The sequence below is a fragment of the uncultured Altibacter sp. genome (assembly GCF_963972995.1).
In the GTDB taxonomy this organism is placed as follows: Bacteria; Bacteroidota; Bacteroidia; order Flavobacteriales; family Flavobacteriaceae; genus Altibacter.
On the sequence record NZ_CAXAXI010000008.1, the window covers coordinates 16014 to 36593 of the forward strand.

Genomic DNA, 20580 nt, shown 5'->3' on the forward strand with positions numbered 1-20580 from the left:
ATTGCAAGTAATTTTTGGTTTAATTCTACCTAAAGTAAAGAAACTCCATTGAGGTCGGTAGTTAGTACGTCGCTCATATAATTGAAATAAGGGCGTAACAGACCGTAATGATACAGTACATTTTCTTTGAAATCTGTTGCAAATACCTCATCGTCTGAAAAAGAATGCGTGACGAAATAACTTTTCAAGCGTATAAGATCTATATTGGGATCGTCTTTACTGAAGCCTTTTGGAGCGGTCTTTACAGCGTATTCCTGATTAAAACCTCCAAACGCTTTACTAAAGTCCTTTTGCTGAAGGATCTTGCGTATTTCTGAAGCATCCATTTCAAATTCTTTACGAATGCGTAATAGATCACTCGCATTTGGATCAAAAAAACCTCCTGCCATCAACGAGTTTCCGGGTTCCAACCGTAAATAATATCCACCGCGCCTGTTATCTCCAGCTCTGCTGAAGCTTACACTGCGGTGCACATTGTATGGCGTTTTATCATTACTGAAGCGGATATCGCGATTGATACGAAAAATTTTTGTTTTTGCGATCTCATCGTTCTTGTTCAACCCTTCCGCAACCGAAGCATAGAACTTTTTTAAGGCTTGTTCATTGCGTTGGTATTCCTTTTTGTGCTCCTGCATCCAATCCCGATGATTGTTTTCCTTTAATTGGGCGAGAAATGTAAAGACCTCTTTTGGTACCGTTGGACTCATCTAATTCTTTTTGAAATATAAAGATAAATTAAAATATGTACATTTATAAGGTTCAACCTTTAAACCAATTGATTATGACTACTCCAACCAAACCCAACACCGGCTTTTGGATCATTGCGATCATCGCCCTTATTTGGAACTGCATGGGTGTTTTCCAATTTCTCTCCATGAGTTTGATGAAAGAAGAACTACAACAAGCAATGACTGTAGAACAGATTGCGCTTGTAGACAGTTTGCCATCTTGGTATACCGCCGTGTTTGCCACGGCTGTTTTTGGAGGGCTGCTAGGGAGTCTCTTTCTTTTGATTCGAAAGCGATGGGCCATTCCCATGTTCTTAATCTCGTTGGTCGCCGTATTGGTTCAGATGCTGTACTGGCTTTTGGCAACTGCGGCTATGGATGTCTATGGTACAGGCGCTGTGGTCATGCCGTTATTAGTTATAATAGTAGCCATCTTTTTATATTATTATAGTAAGGGTGCAGCCCAAAAAGGGTGGTTGCGATAAAAGACTCGAATTCTTATACAAAAAAGGCTGGAACGCGTTTTCAGCCTTTTTTTACAACCATTTTTTTCGCTTAAAATAATAAAGCATCCCTATAAATACAAGGATCATCGCTGCCCATAAATAATAATAACCATACCTGAAATGAAGTTCGGGCATGTGCTCAAAATTCATACCGTAGATACCTGCCATAAAGGTTAATGGAATAAAAATGGAAGCCATAATGGTTAATACCTTCATCACTTCGTTCATTTTATTACTAATGGTCGTCATATACATATCCATGAGTCCCCAGATCATTTCACGATAGATATCCACACTTTCACTTACCTGTATAATATGGTCGTAAAGGTCGCGAATGTAGTTTTGTGTGCGATCTTCTATCAAATGCGTATCTGTCTTTTCCAATCGGTTAATGACCTCTCGTAACGGAACAACAGCTCTGCGAATACGAAGTATTTCCTTTTTAAGATCTTGAATATCTTGGGTAATATCATCTTCTATCTTCGATTCAAAAAGTAGATCTTCCAGATCTTCTATCTTTCCGCTTAAATATTCTATCACGCTAAAGTAATTGTCGACTACGGCATCAAGCAACGCAAACATCAAATAATCGGCCCCCGAGGACCGAATTCGACCCTTGCCATTTTCGAGACGTTCGCGCACACCGTCAAAGACATCCCCGTCTGCTTCTTGAAAGGTCACTACATAATCCCTTCCAATCACCATACTTACATGTTCATTTATAAATTCTCCATCATCGGTATAATGAAGCATTTTAAATACAATAAAGAGATAATCTTCGTACTCGTCGATCTTTGGTCGCTGATTAGTAGTAACGATATCTTCCTGTATAAGCGGGTGCAGATTGTAGTAATTTCCCAATCGCTCGATCTCGTCGGTATTGTTCAAGCCGTTCACATTGATCCAAGTAACATGATCCGTACCCTTGAACTTGAACGCGATCTCCACATCGGATGTGTCTATCTTGTTGTAATGATCCCTGGAATAATCAATGATCTCTAACTTGGTGATCAGGGCCTGCTTCTTACCCGTATATGTAACCGTTCCGGGAGCGGAATTCTGTACTTTTCTCGGTTTTACTTTCGGGATCCTAATCTTGCGTTTACGCTTAGCGGCCATATCAAAAAATTTATCTTTTTAAAGATAGGAAAACAATCGCATTTACAAATGTCGCTTTTTTAGGGTTTCTTCTATATCTTTCAGTCCAAACCCTTTTGCCTTAAGTAATATAAGATAGTGAAATAAAAGATCGGCTCCTTCATTTAAAAAAGCACGATCATCATCATCTTTTGCCTCGATCACTACTTCCACAGCTTCCTCTCCCACTTTTTGTGCTATTTTATTGATTCCGCTCCGAAACAAACTCGATACGTACGAGTCTTCCTTATCTACGTTTTCTTTTCGGTCTTCAATGATTCCTTCCAATGCACTTAAGAATCCGAATGTAGTCGAGTTTTCGGCTCCCCAACAAGTATCGGCTCCTGTATGACAAACCGGACCTATAGGACGCACCTGAATCAATAAGGTGTCGGCATCACAATCCGGCGTCATCGAAACAAGTTCTAAGTAATTACCCGATTCCTCTCCTTTGGTCCACAACCGCTTTTTACTTCTGCTGTAAAAAGTTACCTGCCCTAACCGCATGGTTTCTTCGTAGGCATTCTCATTCATAAAGCCCAACATTAAAACCCGCTGTGTATTAACATCCTGCACAATCGCAGGAACAAGTCCGTCTTTGTATTTTTGAAAATCTATTTTCATATCGCTATGTTTATAAGCGCATTGGAATACCGGCATCCCGCAACGCTTCTTTTAATGCCATGATCTCTATTTCCTTAAAATGAAACACACTGGCGGCTAAGGCGGCATCTGCTTTTCCTAACAGAAATGTGTCTCTAAAATGATGAATGTTACCCGCACCTCCCGAAGCTATAATAGGAATATGTACACTATTGGAAAGTGCCGCTAACACTTCATTCGCAAATCCATTTTTTGTGCCGTCATGTTCCATGGAGGTGAACAAAATCTCACCGGCTCCCAGTTCTTCGACATTTTTGGCCCATTCAAATAGATCAAGTTCTGTCGCTACCTTACCCCCTACTAAGTGAACTTTCCATTGTCCGTTAACTCGTTTGGCATCGATTGCTACCGTTATACATTGAGAGCCGTACACACCGGCAAGCTCCGAAACCAATTTTGGATTTTTTACTGCGGAAGAGTTCACAGCGATCTTATCGGCACCATTACGCAAGAGTAACCGAACGTCTTCCACCGATGTAATGCCGCCACCCACCGTAAATGGAATGTTGATCGCTTCAGCAATACGCAAAACCAGAGCTGCTAGCGTCTTTCGTGCTTCTTCAGTGGCTGAAATATCGAGAAAAACAAGCTCATCGGCCCCACTTTCAGAATACAGTGTCGCCAACTCCACAGGATCACCGGCGTCCCTTAAATTGACAAAATTAATCCCTTTGACCGTGCGTCCGTTCTTTATATCTAAACAGGGTATAATTCGTTTTGTTAGCATTGTAAATAGGTTTCTAATTGTGATAGCGTGATACGTCCTTCATAAATAGCTTTACCCAAAATAGCCCCCTCACAGCCTATTTCTGACAATTTCGGAAGGTCGTCGAAGGTACTAATGCCTCCGGAAGCTATCAATTGTATCTGTGGCGTTGCTGCAAGGATCTTTCGGTATAAGGAAAAAGAAGGCCCGGCTAACATCCCGTCTTTACTAATATCCGTACAGATCACGTACCGGATACCTTCAGTATTGTATTTCTGAATAAAAGGCACCACTTCTTCTCCCGAAGCTTCCTGCCAACCGTTGATGGCTATTTGCTCATTCAGCGCATCGGCTCCCAGAATTACACGTTGATCTCCATACAAACGCAACCATTCCAAGAACAGTTGAGGGTCTTTTACGGCTATGCTTCCACCGGTTATTTGCGAAGCACCACTGTTAAAGGCGATCTTCACATCCTCATCGGTTTTTAAACCTCCTCCAAAATCGATCGACAGCGAGGTCTTGGTCGCGATCTCTTCTAAAGTACGGTGATTTACGATATGTTTACTTTTTGCTCCGTCCAGATCAACAAGGTGCAGGTATCTTATCCCGTGTGCTTCAAACTGCTTTGCCACTTCCAAGGGATGTTCGTTGTAGATCTTTTTGGTAGTGTAATCACCTTTGGAGAGGCGTACACACTTACCGTCGATAATATCAATTGCAGGTATGATTCTCATATTATAATCTTAAGAAATTATCTAAAAGCTGTGCCCCGGCCTTTGCGCTTTTTTCGGGGTGAAACTGTACCCCGTAAAAATTATTTTTTTTAATGGCCGCAGCGTATTCGACACCATACTGAGTTAGTGCGGTGGCGGATTCGCAATGGGGCACATAATAACTGTGCACAAGGTACATAAACTCATTTTCGGGTATGCCTTGGAACAATCTTCCCTTTAATCTGTGAAGGGTATTCCACCCCATCTGAGGTACTTTTACAGTACTAGGGAATCTTATTACGTTCTCTGAAAAAATGCCCAAACCGGTGGTATTGCCTTCTTCCGAAGCTGCACAGAGCAACTGCATTCCTAAACAAATACCCAAGACAGGTTGGGTTAGTGCGGGAATTACTTTATCCAATCCGCTAAGCCGAAGTTTATCCATAGCACTCCCTGCGGCTCCTACTCCGGGAAAAAATACTTTATCGGCTTTACGTATCTCGTTCGCTTCTGTGGTGAGAACAGCTTCCACGCCCAACCGCTTCAACGCGAATTGAAGACTTTGAATGTTTCCTGTTCCATAATCTATAATGACAACTTTCATATTAAAGCATTCCTTTAGTTGATGGTACTATCATTTTTTCTGTATCTCTTTTTACGGCAGCCTTGATCGCTTTGGCAAATGCCTTGAAGATCGCCTCTATCTTGTGGTGTTCATTGGTACCTTCGGCCTTAATGTTAAGATTCGCTTTGGCTCCGTCGCTAAACGATTTAAAGAAATGAAAGAACATCTCTGTAGGTACTTGCCCGATCATTTCTCTCTTGAATTCGGCATCCCATACCAGCCAATTCCTTCCTCCAAAATCGATTGCTACTTGCGCCAAACAATCGTCCATAGGAAGACAAAATCCGTATCGTTCAATACCCAGCTTAGTGCGTAATGCTTCTGAGAAAACCTCGCCTAACGTTATGGCAGTATCTTCAATGGTGTGGTGTTCATCAATCTCAAGATCTCCATTCACTTGAATAGTAAGGTCCATCTGACCATGACGCGCCAATTGATCCAGCATGTGGTCGAAAAATGGCAAGCCGGTATTGATGATGCTCTTTCCGGTTCCGTCTAAGTTGAGTTCAATAGTAATCTTTGTTTCATTGGTGGTTCGATTCAAGGCTGCGGTACGATCCTTTTGAAGCAAGAATGTATATATCTGCTCCCAATCATTGCTTTCCAAAGCGATATACGGATCCAGCGCTTCTCGTCCTACTGTAATCTCTGTCGTACCAAGATTGGTCTCATCATTTATAAAGATGCCTTTTGCACCCAAGTTCTTTGCCAACTCAATATCGGTTAAACGGTCCCCTATCACAAACGAATGCGCAAGATCGTAATTCTTTGAAAAATAATCGGTTAGCAGTCCTGTAGCCGGTTTTCGTGTATTGGCATTTTCCTGTGGAAAAGTGCGATCAATAAAGACCTTACTAAAGATTACACCTTCATTTTCAAAAGATTTCATAATAAAGTCATGCACCGGCCAAAAAGTATGTTCCGGAAAGGCTTCCGTGCCTAGTCCATCCTGATTTGTGATCATTACAAGTTCATAGTCCAGCTCTTTGGCAATACGTCCCAATCCGCTAAAAACCTTCGGATAAAAGATCATTTTATCAAACGCATCGATCTGTTCATCTTTCGTCTCTTTAATGATGGTTCCATCACGATCTATAAATAATACTCTCTTTTTCATCTTACAAGGTTTTTATTACGGTAATAAAGTGTTCGTTTTCGGCCTGTGTTCCCACGGTAATACGCAACGTATTTTCACATAGTGGCTGGGTACTTCTATCACGCACTACGATCCCGGCATCGATTAATTGTTTATATCGCCCGGGCGCATCATCGACTTTAATAAGAATAAAATTAGCATCAGATGTATAGACCTGATTCACAAAGTGAACTTTAAGTAATTGTTTATATAAATCATTCTTATATTCTAAAAGACAGCTGATTTCAAAATCTACTTTATTTGTTTCAAGTAAGCGATCCTTGGCGCGTTCTTGGGTGAGTTCATTGACATTATACGGTGGTTTTATTTTATTTAATATGGTTATGATCGCTTCGGAAGCATAACACATTCCTAATCGAATTCCGGCCAAGCCATACGCTTTGGAGAGGGTTTGCACGATCACCAAGTTTGGAAACGCATCAAGTTTTTTCAACCAACTTTCCTTTTCAGAAAAGTCGATATAAGCTTCATCGATCACTACCAGACCATTAAAGGATTTCAATAGCTGAAGAATACTTTCTTCAGAAAAACTATTTCCGGTAGGGTTATTTGGAGAACACAAGAACAATAGTTTAGACCGAGTATCCTGAGCCGCCATGATTTCCTGTACGCGAAGTTCAAAATTTGCAGACAACAGCACTTCCCTGTTCTCAATATCATTAATTCCTGCTAACACCTTATACATTCCGTAAGTGGGAGGCACTATAATTATGTTGTCGACCCTTGGTTCACAGAATGCCCTAAAGAGCAAATCCAATACTTCATCACTTCCGTTCCCCAAGAGCATTTTATTAGTATCCACACCCTTTAACCGAGACAAAACCTCCTTCAGGTCTTTTTGTCGTGGATCGGGATAACGATTTACGCCATTGGGGTAAGGATTTTCGTTGGCGTCCAAAAAAACCATCTGTTTGCTTGCTCCTTTACATTCATCTCTCGCAGACCGGTAGGGCTCTAATCCAGCGACATTAGAGCGTAGAAGACGCGTTATATCAAAATTATCTCTCATCTTCCAAAGATTTTAAACGGATAGTTACCGCGTTCTTATGCGCCTGAAGGCCTTCTGCTGCAGCCATTTCTTCAATGGCACTCCCAAGCACCTTAATCCCTTCCTTAGAGATTTTCTGAAAGGTCATGCTCTTGTAGAAACTATCGAGGTTGACACCACTGTATTGTCTGGCATAGCCATTAGTGGGAAGTGTATGGTTGGTCCCTGAAGCATAGTCTCCTGCACTTTCCGGTGTATAGTTACCAATAAAAACCGAACCGGCATTCATGATGTTCTGTATAAAGAATGTCTCGTCTTCGGCAATGACTATAAAATGCTCAGGACTATACCGATTAATCAATTGAAGTGCATTCTCATTAGAATCCACTAAGATAAGTTTTGAGTTCTCAAGGGCTTTCAAGGCAATTGCTTTTCTAGGCAAAGCCGCCAACTGCAAGGTCACCGCTTCTTCGACCTGCTCCATAACGGCTTGAGATGTGGTTACCAAAACCACCTGACTGTCAGCCCCATGTTCGGCTTGACTAAGTAGGTCTGCTGCAACGAAAGATGGATTTGCAGTTTGGTCTGCAAAAACCAGCAGCTCGCTTGGACCGGCAGGCATATCGATAGCGATACCAAAAGATGTAGCCATCTGTTTGGCTGCAGTGACATACTGATTTCCGGGCCCGAAAATCTTGTAGACGTTCGGGATTGTATCGGTTCCAAAGGTCATTGCTCCAATCGCCTGGATACCCCCAACGGTGAAGATCTCTGAAATACCACACAACCCGGCCGTGTAGAGGATTGCCGGATGGACTTCCCCTTGCTTATTTGGGGGCGTGCACAGAACGATCTGTTTACAGCCGGCAAGGACCGCCGGCACCGCCAACATGAGAATGGTAGAGAATAAGGGCGCCGATCCACCGGGAATATAGAGCCCCACTTTTTCAATGGCTCTTTTTTCTTGCCAACAACTAACACCGGGGCAGGTTTCTACGAAAATCCTTTCAGTCTTTTGCGCCGCATGGAATTTAGTAATATTCGTCTTGGCCAATGCGATCGCCTCTTTAAGTTGAGGTGAAATATGTCGTTCCGACTGGGTGATACGTTCTTCAGATACACGAAATGTCTCGCATTCAACACCGTCAAAGAGTTGTGTATATCGCTTCACGGCAATATCCCCTTTGGATTTTATTTCAGAAAAAATTTCAGACACCGTAAGTTCGATCTCCTTTTGAGCTTGTGCGGGACGCTCCAAAATGGAATCCCATTGCTGTTGTGGCGGGTTATAAAAATGTTTCATCACGATATCATTTTTTCGATGGGACATACCAGAATACCTTCTGCTCCGGCCAATTTCAACTCTTCGATCACATCCCAAAAAACCTCTTGGTTTACCACCGAATGTATACTACTCCACCCGGTATCTACCAACGGAAGGATGGTTGGACTCTTTATTCCCGGAAGTATCTTTGTAATCGCTTCAATCCTGTCGTTAGGTGCATTTAAAAGTACATAGCGAAAGTCCCGTCCTTTTAATACCGACTGTATCCTAAATTGTACTTTTTTTAGAATTTCCAGCGAATCGCTATCGATTCTTGGGGAAGCTGCTAAGACTGCCTCGCTCTTAAGAATGACTTCCACCTCCTTTAGATTGTTCTTGAATAAGGTACTACCGCTGCTAACAATATCGCAAATAGCATCTGCCAATCCGATGTTGGGTGCTATTTCCACACTTCCGTTAATAATATGTAATTCGGCCTCAATACCCCTTTCCTGTAAATAGCGTTGCGTAGTGACCGGGTAAGAAGTTGCTATTCGTTTTCCGTGAAGATCCTCAATACAATCGTATTCAAAAATCTTCGCCACAGCCAGAGATACACGGCATTTAGAAAAGCCCAGCCGTTCTGCGATACGAATGCCATTCCCTTTCTCGACTAATAAATTTTCACCAATGATAGCACAATCGACAACCCCATCGATAAGGTACTGCGGGATATCACCGTTGCGTAAATAATAGATCTCCAAAGGGAAATTCTTGGCCGGTGCTTTAAGTTGGTCCCTTCCGTTGTCTATAGCGATTCCACAATCTTTTAGCAGCGCAATCGATTCGTCGTGAAGTCGTCCGGACTTTTGAATCGCAATTTTTAGTTTTTTCATCTCTACTTTTTTTCTGTTTATAACATTCCTTGCGTATAGGGCATAAAAAAACCCGTTTGATCTGCTCAAACGGGTTTTTGGATATTGTTAAAAGTTACAAATACCATATCACCTCGCGTGAGCGAAGACCGTGATATGATGATGTACATTTTGATTTCTCATTGTTAGGAACAAATATAGATAAAATTTTGTTCAAAATTCGTTGAAAAAGATGTGAATGTTTATAAAAATAAAGCCGATTAATTTTTATAGATTTGTTTAAGACCCATTAGTAACCATAATCCGTTGTAATACAGACCTCACCCCCGAAATGAAAAATTTTTTAATAGCCTTTGCTGTCTTTTTGGTGTGGTCGTTCTTTGGATTGTGGTTGTATTTCTGGCTGCAGCCGGGTAAAGAAACCGCTAAGGCGAACTTGAACACAACCTCTACTCAGCAACAAAACGCAAATAACGGCATCTCCAATGATTTGTATGAAGAGGGAGATTCCATCCTGCCCATACAGTCCATTAAAGATTCCATTTTCGTAACACAGGAAAATCTAAAGGAAATTTCGGAAGCTCCGTCGGGTTTAAAGGCGATCTCTAATGAAGGGGATATCATTTTCTTATTCCCGGAAGGTATTACCATCACCAAGAACAGTGCAGTTTTAAAGATTCCCCAAAGCGCTGTTGATTTTAAATATAAATTGAATACCTACTTTTTGGAGCATCCCAATAGAGAGATTCATATTTCTTCTCAATATAGTGCTTCAGAAGACATACAGTCGCCTAACTTAGGTATTCAGCGAGGACAACAATTGAAAGAAATTTTAATTAAAACAGGCATTCCTTCAGAAAGAATTGTTATTAAGCCGCACATCAAATCGATAGAATTTGATGCGAACAATTCATTTAGCAATAGCTTTACCTTTTTCTTTAAACCCTTAGATACGGCTCGTATAAAAGAACTTACAAGTAAAATTCCTGAAAGCAGGATCGCATATCCTAATTTTACTACCACCGGAATCTTAGTAAACGAAAATTTGCGAACGCTTCTTGCTGAAGTAGTTGCCATTGTAAAACAGAATCCCGACATTCGAATCGAAGTGGTTGGGCATACCGATAATGTTGGAAATGCTAATGATAATTATATTCTAGGGCTCCAATATGCGCGTCAAGTACGTTGGTATTTAATAAATAAAGGCGATATTAGTCCTACTAAAATTAAAGCTGTTTCCAAAGGCGAAGCAGAACCTCTCGATACCAACCGAAGTGATGCAGGTAGGGATGCCAACCGAAGGGTTGAAGTAAAATTTTATTTAGACAAATGACAGACACGGGCGAATTCTTAAACCAATTACCGACTTATAGCGGGATCTTTATCCTAATGTTAAGTACCTTTCTTATTGGTTATTTTGCGTCTTGGTGGCTAAATAAATCGAAGTATCGAAGAACGATAAATCGCTTGAAAAAGGAGGTTAATGCCCTCCGAACCCATTCCAACGTGCATGATATAGATACTATATTCACTGAAATTCGTCCGAAAATCATTGAAGTTGTCAAGGAAACACAGGAAGAGAATAAAATGGCTGCTACTTCGGCAGCTGCCCCTGCTCCCGAAAAGATCATGGAAAAGGCACGCACAAGTTATGTTACCTATACCAAAACGGTGCCTGAGCTTAATTTCGACAATTTTGGATATGCAGATGCTTCGGAACGAAACGATCTGACCAAAATCAATGGCATTGGTCCTTATATTGAGCAAAAACTAAACGAGATTGGGATCTATACTTTCGAGCAGATAAGCAGATTGGAGGACGAGGATATCCGTACCATAACAGAGCTCATTGATTTCTTCCCCGGCAGGATTGAACGGGATAATTGGGTTGGGCAGGCCAAAGCTTTAAAAGTATACTAATATGCAGTTAGCATCCCTCGATTGGATCCTTATCGTTTCATTCTTCGCTATTTTCTTATTGATTGGGATTGTCGTTGCGAAACGTTCGGGAAAGGATACCCAAGAATTCTTTTTGTCGGGTAGAAATATGCCGTGGTGGTTATTAGGGATCTCCATGGTAGCCACCACCTTCTCTGCGGATACGCCTAATTTGGTAACCGATATTGTACGCCAAAATGGCGTCTCCGGCAATTGGGTGTGGTGGACCTTTTTGATCACAGGAATGTTAACGGTATTTGTGTATGCCAAATTGTGGCGACGCTCTAAGGTACTCACCGATCTCCAATTCTACGAGCTGCGCTACAGCGGCAAAGAAGCTGCGTTTCTGCGAGGTTTCAGAGCTCTCTATTTGGGTGTATTCTTTAATGTGATGATCATGGCCTCCGTATGTTTGGCAGCGATCAAGATTGGAGGTATTATGTTCGATCTTGCACCTTGGGAATGTGTCTTGTATGCCTCTATTGTAACGGTATTGTATAGTTCTATTGGCGGATTGCGGGGTGTCATATTCACAGACTTTCTTCAATTCATCATAGCAATGATAGGCTCGGTATGGGCTGCCTACTACATTGTATCTATGCCGGAGATAGGCGGGCTTAATAATTTATTGGCGCATGAAAATGTTGTGGGAAAACTTAATTTCTTACCCGATTTTAGCGATACAAAATCGATTTTAATTTTATTGATTATTCCTATTGCCGTACAATGGTGGAGCGTGTGGTATCCCGGTGCCGAACCCGGTGGAGGAGGTTACATTGCGCAACGAATGCTTTCGGCAAAAGACGAAAAGAATGCCATAGGTGCTACTTTGCTTTTTAACGTGGCCCATTATGCGCTTCGCCCTTGGCCATGGATCATCATTGCTTTGGCGTCACTGGTGCTTTATCCGCAGCTTTCCGATATAGGAAATGAATTCCCGAATGCGGTTTTGGGACATGACCTAGGCTATCCGGCAATGTTGACCAACCTTCCCGCAGGATTATTAGGTTTGGTAGTTGCCTCCCTGATCGCTGCCTTTATGAGTACCATCTCTACACACCTTAATTGGGGGTCTTCATATATTTCATTAGATTTCTATAAGCGATTTATAAAACCGGAAGCTTCAGAAAAAGAACTCGTAGCTATTGGAAGGATTTCTACAGTGTTGCTAATGGCTTTTGCCGCATTGCTTGCGTTAGCGTTAAGTAGCGCTCTTAGCACTTTTCAGATCTTATTACAAATTGGAGCCGGCACAGGGCTGATCTTTATCCTAAGATGGTTCTGGTGGCGCGTGAATGCGTACAGCGAGATTACCGGCATGGTCGTTTCCTTTGTTATGGCCCTTGTTTTTGAATTCGTAGAGCTTGGGTTGGAAGATCATGAGAAACTTGTGATTGGTGTCGCCGTCACCACCGTAAGCTGGATCACTGTAACGCTGCTAACGAGGCCTACAGACACCCAAACACTGGCTAGTTTCTATAATGCAATTACGCCTTATGGAAAAGGATGGAGCCCTTTTAAGAAGATCGCAGAAGAAAAGAACATTCCTCTCAAGAACACAAAAGATGTATTCACGCGAGATCTTGCTTCCATGCTGTTAGGCATCTTGTTTGTGTATGTATCCTTGTTCGCGACCGGCTATGTGATCTACGGAAATACCATGGGAGCGGCCATTCTTATTTTGATTGCGGGCGTATCTGCATTCCTTATCTTTACTTTGTGGAAGCGAAAATAAAAAACCGCCCCAGTTCTGAAGCGGTTTGATAAAAAGACAAGCTCTTTCTATTAATTATTTCCCAAGATCAGTGGCAGACCACTTTCGCCGGAACCAACCACCACCACTTTCGCATTGGGGGATTTGGCCAGCTCCAAGGTTGCTTCAATTCCTTTATCCTGAAGGATCTTATCGGTTAATGAGGCACTTAGAATGCGATTCGCATCTGCCTTACCTTGCGCTTCAATGATTACTTTCTCGGCCTCTTTGGCTGCTGTTACCAGACGAAACTCATATTCCAAAGATTCCTGTTCCTGCTTTAATTTGCGCTCAATAGCGTCCTTGATAGTCGCAGGCAAGGTAACATCTCTTACCAATACTTCATTTAATTGTACAAATTGATTGTCCAAGATCTTCTTGGTTTCCGCAAAGATCTCATCTTGAATCACATCACGCTTGCTACTGTAAAGCTGTTCCGGAGTGTAGCGTCCTACCACACTACGTGCTGCACTTCGAATGGCAGGCTGTATCACACGTTGTAAATAATTTTCTCCCAAGGTTTGATGAAGTTTTCCAAGATCGCCGTATACAGGTTGAAACCAAGCAGAGGCATCGATCTGGATCTCCAACCCGTTGGAGGACAACACTTTCATTTGCTCAAACAACTCTTGTTGTCGCACTTCATAAATATACACTTTGTTCCAAGGAGCCACGATATGAAACCCTTCTCCCAAAGGTGACTCATCAGTGACCACACCACCTCCAAAGGTCTTGTAGAGCACACCTGCCTCACCTGAGCCTATAGTGACCGCCGACTTGGCAATGACAATGATCAAAAGAATAACAATAATAATTACGGGGATCCCGATTTTAGGTAATTTTTCCATGAGATATTTTATGTTTTAAATTAGATAAGTCCGTTGTATTTGCGAATAAACCATTCCGAAGCCAACAAAAGAACAATAAGACCCAGCAGGTATTTCCAATCGATCAAAGGTACTACTTTTAGTTCGCTTTTTTGAATGGATTGAAAACGGTCGTCTGCCAACAGGTTGGCGATCAACTTCTCAGTTTCCGAAGCGTAGAACCCACTACCCTTGGTATTAGTCGCAACCCTCCTTAGCTTTGTTACATCTGCATTGAGGAATTGTTGTTCTACATTAAAATCTAAGATTGTAAAAGTACCACTTCGGCTCATCGCCTCATCTTTTACGAGCACTGTATATTGGTATTCTCCGGCCGGTAAGCTATTAAGATCTACTTCATAAAAGTTATTTCGAAGCAACATTGGGAAGGTAACACGTGCATCCGTCTCTGTATTTAGAACCGTTATGGTGAGCGCCGCTCTAGGATCGAAAACAAAGTTCTTGTCGAAATACTGTGCTGTGATACGTATTGGGTTATTATTGTAATAAAAAGTTTCACCGGAGACTTCGAGGCGGCTTCGCCGTTTATTGGATGCGAGATACTGCACTAACTTGCCTACAAACTGATCGAAGGCCTGAAATTCGCTCGTAGCTAAATACGTCTCGGCCCGCCACTTCCACGATCCTTCTCCGTCCCATAAAGCTCCTCTCCTACCATTGATCTCAAAGGTTGCAAGCATGGGGTTTCCTGTAGTAAAGCCGTTAATGGTTTGCTCCAGCAATGTTTCATGCGGTACGCTCATCTCTAACAAGCCAAAAGAAGTAGTAAGAGGTCTAAACGAATCAAAGCCAATATCCTCGACCGCAAATGTGCCATAATTAGATTGAAGCATCCCGGATACGTCCTCGGCTTCGCTGCTTGCTTCCTTATTATAATTGTTCTGTACAGAATTTAGAAAATTCCAATCGGTTTGCATCCCGGTGATCACCCAAACATTCTTCTGAAGTCGCTCCAATTCCTGGTAGAGAGATGCAAATGATCTATCGGGCTGATAAATAACTACCAGCTGATGATCGTTTAGCAAGGAAACAGCGGCTTCAGGTTTCTTGACAGTGACCTTTCGTTGTTCGTTGGTAGTAATGGATTTTTGCAAGGCACCCAAATCGGGATGAATAATCCTACTTACTAGAAGTACATTGGTGGACTGATCGATCACTTCCACGGCAAAGCGTTTGCTGTTGTTCACCTTGTTGCGCTCTTCTTCCTGAGGAATTATTTGTGCCGTATATTTCTGAAGCCCTACACTGGAAGCCGGTAACGTAAAAGAAATGATTTTGGAATTATCGGTTTGAGAAAAAGTGACATTCTCCCTATATACAACAGCGGTGCCTTGTGAGACAATGAATTGTGTATTAAACGTGCTGTTCCCGTTATACACCAGAATGGCCTCCACAGGAAAATCATTCTTTAGAAAAGCATATCTGTTGGTATTGAGCTGCTCAATTTTTAGATCGGTGTAGGTAATGGAATCACCCAAAACTATCGGGAAGACTGGACTTTTTGTTGTCGCGACCGAAAATTCGTAATCGTTTCCAATCGTTTGATTCCCATCAGTGATCAATACGATGGGGGCGATATCGTTTCGGAACAATCGATCGACACCGGTAAGTGCCTTCGAAATATTCGTGTTCCTTTCTGAAAACGATAAAGAATCAAGGGTGGTAAAATCACTTCCGAAGCGATAATAGGAAATATCAAACTTGTCATTCAAAGCGTCGTTCTCCTGAAACAATGTTAATACCTCTGAAGCATTGGCAGACTGGTCCAATTGGGATATAGAACTCGAATTATCAATAAGGACAGGAAGTTTTGGCTTTACGACCGTATAGGTTTCACTTCTAAACTTCGGGTTGATCAATAGCAACAGGATCAAAAAAATAGTAAGAAACCTAAGAATGCCAAAGATCCATTTTAAGGACTTGGAATACGAGACCCTATACCCGTACATAAAAATTGCCGCAGCCAAAGCGATCACAGCGGCTATTACAATATAGAGTATGGTTTCTGCGGTCATAGAATTTTTAAGGTGTGCGCTTTAAAGAAATGCCTTTTGACAGCTTTCATTTCTTCCTGGCACGGTAGTGGTGTTCTTTTAGGTAAGCATTCCCCCGTCGACATTCAACGTTTGTCCTGTCACGTAGGCTGAAAGATCACTCGCCAAGAACACACATGCATTCGCAATGTCTGCGGGTGTACCGCCTCGCTTTAAAGGAATAGCATCGCGCCACGACTGTACGGTAGCTTCGTCCAGTTTTCCGGTCATTTCGGTTTCAATAAAACCAGGGGCTATGGCGTTACATCGAATGTCACGAGAACCCAATTCCAGTGCAACCGATTTTGTGAAACCAAGGATTCCGGCTTTTGAAGCAGCATAATTGGTTTGTCCGGCATTTCCTTTTACCCCGACTACAGAGCTCATATTGATGATAGAGCCTTTACGCTGCTTGAGCATTGCGCGTTGTACGGCTTTGGTCATGTTAAACACCGACTTCAAATTTACTTCGATCACCTTGTCGAAGTCTTCTTCAGAAATACGCATTAGAAGGTTATCCTTGGTGATCCCCGCGTTATTCACCAAAATATCGATACTTCCAAATTCCTCCAGAACGGCATTGGCCAGCTCTTGAGATTGATCGAAATTAGCAGCATCACTTTGATATGCTTTGACCTTTACACCTGATTTGGAAAGATCTGTTGCCAAAGCCTCGGCAGCTTCAGCCGAAGAGCTGTATGTAAAAGCGACGTTTGCCCCGTGTTGTACAAATACTTCAACAATTCCTTTCCCAATTCCGCGACTACCCCCTGTAATAATGGCTGTTTTACCTTCTAATAATTTCATTGTGTTATGCGTTTTTGAATACCTTCAAATATAGGAAATCACTTCGGCTTTGCCATAAAAAAAGCCTCCCAACTTTGTTAGGAGGCTTATACGTATATCATCAAGGTATTAGCCCATTACTTCGGCAACCTTCTTCCCTATTTCGGCAGGTGAATCTACTACATGAATACCGCATGCTCTCATGATCTTCTTTTTGGCCTGTGCCGTATCATCGCTTCCGCCAACAATCGCTCCTGCGTGACCCATGGTGCGTCCGGCAGGTGCAGTCTCGCCCGCGATGAAGCCAACAATAGGTTTTTTACTTCCGCTGTTCTTATACCAATTAGCTGCATCGGCTTCTAATTGCCCACCGATCTCACCAATCATAACCACCGCTTCTGTTTCAGGATCATTGATCAACAACTCTACAGCCTCTTTGGTTGTGGTCCCAATAATAGGGTCTCCACCAATTCCAATGGCGGTCGTGATACCCAATCCTTGCTTTACCACTTGATCTGCTGCTTCATAGGTAAGGGTTCCCGATTTAGAAACAATCCCTACTTTTCCTTTTTTGAAAACGAAACCGGGCATGATCCCAACCTTCGCTTCACCCGGCGTAATCACTCCGGGACAGTTTGGCCCAATTAATCGACAGTCCTTATCTTTAATATAATCTGCCGCTTTAATCATGTCACCAACAGGGATTCCTTCGGTAATTGTAATGATTACTTTGATTCCCGCATTGGCGGCCTCCATAATGGCGTCGGCAGCAAAAGCAGGAGGGACAAAAATAATGGTGGTATTGGCTCCTGTTTCCTTCACAGCTTCTTCTACTGTATTGAAAACGGGCCGGTCAAGATGCGATTGTCCTCCTTTACCCGGAGTTACACCTCCAACCACATTGGTTCCATAGGCTATCATTTGTTCGGCGTGAAATGTACCTTCACTCCCGGTAAACCCTTGAACAATTATTTTTGAATCCTTATTAACTAAAACACTCATGCTGTCTCTTACTATTTATGATTAAAAATTTGTTGGCGATCGATCTAAAAATCGATGGCAAAGATACTGTAATTCTCTACGATTTTAAAGGATTTTACACTTTAACCTTGTGATAGGATTCTGTGGTATCGTCTTTATCGGTTACCGGTTGGCTCACTTGATAACCACGATAAAGTTTGTCATCCTTTATCTCCCAGATTGCGATAAAATGGGCAATCCCTAATTCTTCATCTGGGTTTTCCATAGTACGGATGTAATATTTATATCGAATGGTAACGTGATTATCATCGGACAGCAAGTGGCTTACCTCAACACGTAGATCGTTATAAGACCGACGTACTTCCGAAAAGAAATTAACCAGATCGTCATAATGCATAATAGATAGGCCGTTGGAACTGTTCCAGATTAGAACGATGTCTTTATGAAAAAAACGGTCGAGAATGGTATCGTCATTTAATATATTGGAACGATAAAAATTTCGAACGATTTCTTTTGCTGCTTTACTCATTGTATTTTATCAAGTTTATCAATTATATCAGGAATAAGGCGTATGGATGCCAATTCCTTGTATTTTTTTCTGAATTCATCGGCTGGTGTACCGAAATAAGATTTATGTCCCGGCAGCGATTTGCTCACGCCGCTTTGAGCCGAAATAACCGCCTTTTCGCCAATAGTAATGCCACTTGTAATTCCTACTTGTCCCCAAATTGTTACAAAATCCTCAATAAGTACACAACCCGCGATACCCACCTGCGACGCAATAAGACAGCGACTGCCAATTACTGTGTCGTGACCCACATGGACCTGATTGTCTAATTTTGTCCCTTCTCCAATGATGGTAGAAGCACTTACCCCTTTATCGATGGTACAGAGCGCTCCAATGTCTACGTTATCCATAATAACAACATTGCCACCACTAATAAGCTTATCAAATTTTTCCGGACGGTTCTTATAATAAAAGGCATCTGCGCCTAGGACCGTTCCGGAGTGGATCGTAACATTGTTTCCAATGACCGTATGGTCGTAGATACATACGTTAGAATGGATGGTGCAATTATCACCAATTACCACATTATTCCCAATAAATGTATTGGGCTGCACAACAGTATTATTTCCTATAGATGCTGAAGGAGCAATAACCGCTGTGGCCGGCTTGAACGGTCTAAAATAATTGGTAAGTTTATTAAAATCCCTAAAAGGATCGTCTGAAATCAATAATGCCTTTCGTGGAGGGCATGCTACCTCTTTATTGATAAGAATAATGGTTGCTTGAGAATTCAAAGCTTTCTCGTAATATTTTGGGTGATCAACGAATACAATGTCGCCTGGACGCACCACATGGATCTCGTTCATCCCCAACACCGGAAAATCGGCGGGGCCAACGTAATCTGCACTAATTATAGCTGCAATCTCCTCTAAGGTCTGGGGGTGTGCAAATTTCATGGTGTTTTATTTTTTTTCTCCGTAAATGATCACGCGGGCAAATAAGAAGTGCATAAAAGGCACTTTCGATAAAAGCACATCTAATTGGTACCCAAGTTTATTGATCCAATTATCATAGTTTTTATCGCCATAGAGTTTTAATGCCACAAACCCAAAAATAACACTAAAAAAATCAAAAAAATGATGTTTGAAGGTGAATTTATTTCGGATAAGTTTAAAATCTGAAGATACCAGCGCATGTTCATCCGGCGTGCGTTCCTTCGGATTTAACTTGCGATAGACCTTGTAGAGCGGGTTAATGTTCAACGGCTCCGTAAATAAAATGTAACCGCCGGGTTTCAAAACACGATGAATGTGGTGCATAGCTTTCTCTATGTCGAGATGATGCAAGATCGCACCACCATAGACCACATCAAATGAAGCATCCGGAAACGTAAGGTTGTTGGCATCCATAAGGTGAAAATCAATAGGAAAGTCAACCTCCTTAGCATGTGTGGTTCCCTTTTGAAGCTCTACTTCAGAAATGTTGATGCAAGTTATCTTTTTTGGAGTGGTCTTATTCTTGATCCAAGCCATCCAAGAGTGAGAACCAATTTCCAATAGTTCTTTACCCTTAAAAGTTGCTACGATCTCTCGAAGAATGCCGGCCTCTCTCTTATAGGAATAATAAAAAGCATGCCTCCGAAGTTTCTTGATCTTCCGTCGGTCCAACTTATTTTCGTTCCAATATTCGGCTTCGGTTTTGGCAATCTCCTCAAGGCTTCTCTTCATGGTCACGTACTATTCTTTAATACGCTCCTGATATTGGCCTTTTTCAGTATCGATTCTAATTTTGTCTCCTTCATTGATGAATAATGGCACGTTTACTTCAGCTCCGGTTTCCACAGTAGCCGGTTTTGTTGCATTGGTCGCCGTGTTGCCTTTCACGCCGGGTTCGGTGGCGGTAACTTCCAAGATCACGTGCGCAGGCATTTCCACCGAAAGTGGTGAATTATCCTCGGTATTAATGATCACGGTTACAATTTCTCCTTCTTTCATCAATTCGGGCACATCCAAGGCGTCCTTTTGTAGTCTAATTTGAGAATAGTCCTCTGTATTCATAAAATGATAGGTTTCCCCTTCATTATATAAATACTGAAACTTATGCGTTTCCACACGTACGTCTTCGATCCTGTGTCCTGCAGAGAATGTGTTATCAATAACCTTTCCTGAAGTTACACTTTTAAGTTTAGTTCGTACGAATGCCGGACCTTTTCCGGGCTTCACGTGAAGAAATTCGATAATTTTATAGATATCATTGTTGTATCGAATGCATAATCCTTTTCTAATGTCTGAGCTTGTTGCCATATATACGATTTCTTTTTTCTGAAAATT

22 protein-coding genes are annotated in these 20580 nt (G+C 41.9%); 4 read left to right on the top strand and 18 right to left on the bottom strand.

Features of this window, described 5'->3' with window-relative positions:
- Positions 1-29: 29 nt before the first annotated feature.
- Positions 30-707, bottom strand: coding sequence for a DUF2461 domain-containing protein (locus AACZ11_RS04845; protein ID WP_290627347.1), 678 nt, complete (start codon positions 705-707; stop codon positions 30-32).
- A 74-nt stretch (positions 708-781) separates the two neighbouring features.
- Here AACZ11_RS04845 and AACZ11_RS04850 point away from each other — a divergent pair, with 74 nt between their 5' ends.
- A complete protein-coding gene (locus AACZ11_RS04850) occupies positions 782-1213 on the top strand; it encodes a hypothetical protein (RefSeq protein ID WP_290627345.1) in 432 nt (143 codons plus the stop codon).
- A 51-nt stretch (positions 1214-1264) separates the two neighbouring features.
- On the opposite strand, the gene corA is transcribed toward AACZ11_RS04850, so the two are convergent.
- Genes corA through hisG form a run of 9 tightly spaced genes read right to left on the bottom strand, consistent with a single transcriptional unit; the run spans position 1265 to position 9385 of the window.
- On the bottom strand, positions 1265-2353 hold the full coding sequence (corA, locus tag AACZ11_RS04855) for a magnesium/cobalt transporter CorA (RefSeq protein ID WP_290627343.1): 1089 nt from the start codon (positions 2351-2353) through the stop codon (positions 1265-1267).
- Between the two features lie 42 nt (positions 2354-2395).
- Positions 2396-2995 carry a bifunctional phosphoribosyl-AMP cyclohydrolase/phosphoribosyl-ATP diphosphatase HisIE gene (gene hisIE, locus AACZ11_RS04860; protein WP_290627341.1) on the bottom strand — a complete coding sequence of 200 codons (600 nt, stop codon included), beginning with the start codon at positions 2993-2995 and terminating at the stop codon, positions 2396-2398.
- Between the two features lie 10 nt (positions 2996-3005).
- The gene (gene hisF / locus AACZ11_RS04865) at positions 3006-3761 is read right to left on the bottom strand and encodes an imidazole glycerol phosphate synthase subunit HisF (protein ID WP_290627339.1); all 756 of its coding nucleotides are present in this window, start codon (positions 3759-3761) and stop codon (positions 3006-3008) included.
- Positions 3755-4477 carry a 1-(5-phosphoribosyl)-5-[(5-phosphoribosylamino)methylideneamino]imidazole-4-carboxamide isomerase gene (gene hisA, locus AACZ11_RS04870; RefSeq protein ID WP_290627337.1) on the bottom strand — a complete coding sequence of 241 codons (723 nt, stop codon included), beginning with the start codon at positions 4475-4477 and terminating at the stop codon, positions 3755-3757. The genes hisF and hisA overlap by 7 nt, the downstream gene beginning before the upstream one ends.
- Before the next feature lies 1 nt (position 4478).
- Positions 4479-5060, bottom strand: coding sequence for an imidazole glycerol phosphate synthase subunit HisH (gene hisH / locus AACZ11_RS04875; protein ID WP_290627335.1), 582 nt, complete (start codon positions 5058-5060; stop codon positions 4479-4481).
- 1 nt (position 5061) lies between these two features.
- Complete coding sequence (gene hisB / locus AACZ11_RS04880) at positions 5062-6198, bottom strand: bifunctional histidinol-phosphatase/imidazoleglycerol-phosphate dehydratase HisB (RefSeq protein ID WP_290627333.1); 1137 nt, start codon at positions 6196-6198, stop codon at positions 5062-5064.
- A gap of 1 nt (position 6199) precedes the next feature.
- Positions 6200-7246 carry a histidinol-phosphate transaminase gene (hisC, locus tag AACZ11_RS04885; RefSeq protein WP_290627331.1) on the bottom strand — a complete coding sequence of 349 codons (1047 nt, stop codon included), beginning with the start codon at positions 7244-7246 and terminating at the stop codon, positions 6200-6202.
- Positions 7236-8528, bottom strand: coding sequence for a histidinol dehydrogenase (gene hisD / locus AACZ11_RS04890; protein ID WP_290627329.1), 1293 nt, complete (start codon positions 8526-8528; stop codon positions 7236-7238). The genes hisC and hisD overlap by 11 nt, the downstream gene beginning before the upstream one ends.
- Entirely contained in the window at positions 8528-9385 is an 858-nt protein-coding gene (hisG, locus tag AACZ11_RS04895; RefSeq protein WP_290627327.1) for an ATP phosphoribosyltransferase, read from the bottom strand. Before hisG ends, hisD begins: the two co-directional genes overlap by 1 nt.
- A 310-nt stretch (positions 9386-9695) precedes the next feature.
- Between hisG and AACZ11_RS04900 the strand changes: the two genes are divergently transcribed.
- The 3 genes from AACZ11_RS04900 to AACZ11_RS04910 are packed head-to-tail and all read left to right on the top strand — an operon-like array spanning position 9696 to position 13037.
- A complete protein-coding gene (locus tag AACZ11_RS04900; protein ID WP_290627325.1) occupies positions 9696-10697 on the top strand; it encodes an OmpA family protein in 1002 nt (333 codons plus the stop codon).
- On the top strand, positions 10694-11284 hold the full coding sequence (locus AACZ11_RS04905; protein WP_290627322.1) for a hypothetical protein: 591 nt from the start codon (positions 10694-10696) through the stop codon (positions 11282-11284). Before AACZ11_RS04900 ends, AACZ11_RS04905 begins: the two co-directional genes overlap by 4 nt.
- A gap of 1 nt (position 11285) precedes the next feature.
- The gene (locus tag AACZ11_RS04910; RefSeq protein ID WP_290627321.1) at positions 11286-13037 is read left to right on the top strand and encodes a sodium:solute symporter family protein; all 1752 of its coding nucleotides are present in this window, start codon (positions 11286-11288) and stop codon (positions 13035-13037) included.
- 50 nt (positions 13038-13087) lie between these two features.
- On the opposite strand, the gene AACZ11_RS04915 is transcribed toward AACZ11_RS04910, so the two are convergent.
- The 8 genes from AACZ11_RS04915 to efp form a co-directional block, all read right to left on the bottom strand.
- Complete coding sequence (locus AACZ11_RS04915; protein ID WP_290627319.1) at positions 13088-13903, bottom strand: prohibitin family protein; 816 nt, start codon at positions 13901-13903, stop codon at positions 13088-13090.
- A 20-nt stretch (positions 13904-13923) separates the two neighbouring features.
- Positions 13924-15957 (bottom strand): vWA domain-containing protein, encoded by a 2034-nt coding sequence (locus AACZ11_RS04920; protein WP_290627317.1) that lies wholly within the window; start codon positions 15955-15957, stop codon positions 13924-13926.
- A 78-nt stretch (positions 15958-16035) separates the two neighbouring features.
- Positions 16036-16782, bottom strand: coding sequence for a 3-oxoacyl-[acyl-carrier-protein] reductase (gene fabG / locus AACZ11_RS04925; RefSeq protein ID WP_290627315.1), 747 nt, complete (start codon positions 16780-16782; stop codon positions 16036-16038).
- A gap of 108 nt (positions 16783-16890) precedes the next feature.
- Positions 16891-17763, bottom strand: a complete 873-nt coding sequence (gene sucD / locus AACZ11_RS04930; protein WP_290627313.1) for a succinate--CoA ligase subunit alpha — start codon at positions 17761-17763, stop codon at positions 16891-16893.
- A 94-nt stretch (positions 17764-17857) separates the two neighbouring features.
- Positions 17858-18271 carry a nuclear transport factor 2 family protein gene (locus AACZ11_RS04935; RefSeq protein ID WP_290627311.1) on the bottom strand — a complete coding sequence of 138 codons (414 nt, stop codon included), beginning with the start codon at positions 18269-18271 and terminating at the stop codon, positions 17858-17860.
- Positions 18268-19206 carry a UDP-3-O-(3-hydroxymyristoyl)glucosamine N-acyltransferase gene (locus tag AACZ11_RS04940; protein ID WP_290627309.1) on the bottom strand — a complete coding sequence of 313 codons (939 nt, stop codon included), beginning with the start codon at positions 19204-19206 and terminating at the stop codon, positions 18268-18270. The genes AACZ11_RS04935 and AACZ11_RS04940 overlap by 4 nt, the downstream gene beginning before the upstream one ends.
- A gap of 6 nt (positions 19207-19212) precedes the next feature.
- Positions 19213-19977: a class I SAM-dependent methyltransferase gene (locus AACZ11_RS04945; RefSeq protein WP_290627308.1), complete on the bottom strand. Its 765-nt coding sequence runs from the start codon at positions 19975-19977 to the stop codon at positions 19213-19215.
- Between the two features lie 9 nt (positions 19978-19986).
- A complete protein-coding gene (gene efp, locus AACZ11_RS04950; RefSeq protein WP_290627306.1) occupies positions 19987-20553 on the bottom strand; it encodes an elongation factor P in 567 nt (188 codons plus the stop codon).
- Positions 20554-20580 lie beyond the last annotated feature (27 nt).